Below are 1,160 nucleotides of genomic sequence, written 5' to 3'. Positions count from 1 at the left end.
TTTGAATGGCGAATTTGGTGGTAAGTCTTTTTTGTGGCGCAATTCGTCTTTGGGTATTCATTCCGCAGATTTGCTAAATTTACTAAAGAAACTTCGTTTTCGGGCGTTCGCAGACCGCTAGTCTAGTCTCACGCCCCAAATTTAGCAAAAACCACGAAAGCAACACCGCAATTCGCAGAATTTGTGAGCGAAGCGAAACAACCAATACTTCGATTGTTTTTGTGTTTCACTTGTCATTTTGAGCGAAGCGAACAATTTCTAAAATTATCCGTCATTGCGAGGCAGTTTGAGCGAAGCGAAAACAACGAAGCGTCTGTGCGAAGCACCGACCCACACTTGCAAATCCAAAATAAAAATAAAAGAATAGATTGCCACGAAAATCCTTGCGGATTTTCTCGCAATGACGAAATGTGTGGATTGCTTCGGCAAATCAAGATTTGCCTCGCAATGACGAGAAAAACATAGATTCTGCGATTCAAACTAAAAACGCAGAATCTAACACAAAATCGCAGAATCTAAAATGAGATTTTTCGCTTTGCTCAAAATGACAAAATGAAGTGCGATTCGCAGAATCTAAAAGGCAAAATTCACGCAAATTATTTAGCATAAATTGCAAAAATCAATCTTCAAATTCCGCTTCATACAATTTATTTGGATTGTCTAGTTTAAACAATCTAGTAAATCTACTTTTTACTTTGTCTAAAAACTTTACTTCCTCATCATAGCTTTTTGGAGCACCATTTTCTTTGATGATTTCATTATAAGCTCGTTCCATATATTTGGAGCATTTATGGCTGTATGTATTATAGTTTTTCTGCTGCTGAAACATCAAAGTATTGTGCATATTTGCAACCTTTGGATACATATCATCGTCATTTTTATACTGCTCTTGATACTTTGCAATCCTCTCCCTCAAATCGCTTGGCACGCAGTCTATATCGCCACTAGCCGTTCTTGGCTTTGTCCATATATCCTTGACTTCGTCGCCCCATTCAGTAAAGAAGCCACATCCGCCAAACATCGCACCGCAAATGCCTACACCTACAAGCAATCTTAATTTGCTCATTTTTTCTCCTTTTGAAATAAATTTTTTAAGAGAAAATTGTATCTGCCCCCCCCCTTAAAGTTTTCTTAAAGAAAGATTAAAGTTTGCTTAAATT

General features: G+C 37.5%; 3 protein-coding genes. 1 reads left to right on the top strand and 2 read right to left on the bottom strand.

Annotated features, from left to right (window positions below):
* The first annotated feature begins 183 nt into the window (after positions 1-183).
* The gene (locus ACWIUD_RS12055) at positions 184-465 is read left to right on the top strand and encodes a hypothetical protein (protein ID WP_454149407.1); all 282 of its coding nucleotides are present in this window, start codon (positions 184-186) and stop codon (positions 463-465) included.
* A 10-nt stretch (positions 466-475) separates the two neighbouring features.
* Here ACWIUD_RS12055 and ACWIUD_RS12050 read toward each other — a convergent pair whose 3' ends face one another.
* Positions 476-616, bottom strand: coding sequence for a hypothetical protein (locus tag ACWIUD_RS12050; RefSeq protein ID WP_454149405.1), 141 nt, complete (start codon positions 614-616; stop codon positions 476-478).
* Positions 617-619: 3 nt separating this feature from the next.
* Positions 620-1,066, bottom strand: coding sequence for a hypothetical protein (locus tag ACWIUD_RS12045; RefSeq protein WP_454149403.1), 447 nt, complete (start codon positions 1,064-1,066; stop codon positions 620-622).
* Between the last annotated feature and the right edge of the window lie 94 nt (positions 1,067-1,160).

It is taken from the genome of Helicobacter sp. 23-1044 (genome assembly GCF_053654695.1).
Note: the sequence above shows the minus strand (reverse complement) of the source record. Positions and strands in the feature narration are given on the sequence as shown.

Coding starts and splice junctions, on each gene's coding strand:
- ACWIUD_RS12045 (WP_454149403.1), bottom strand. CDS start 1,066: ATGAGCAAATTAAGATTGCTTGTAGGTGTAGGCATTTGCGGTGCGATG.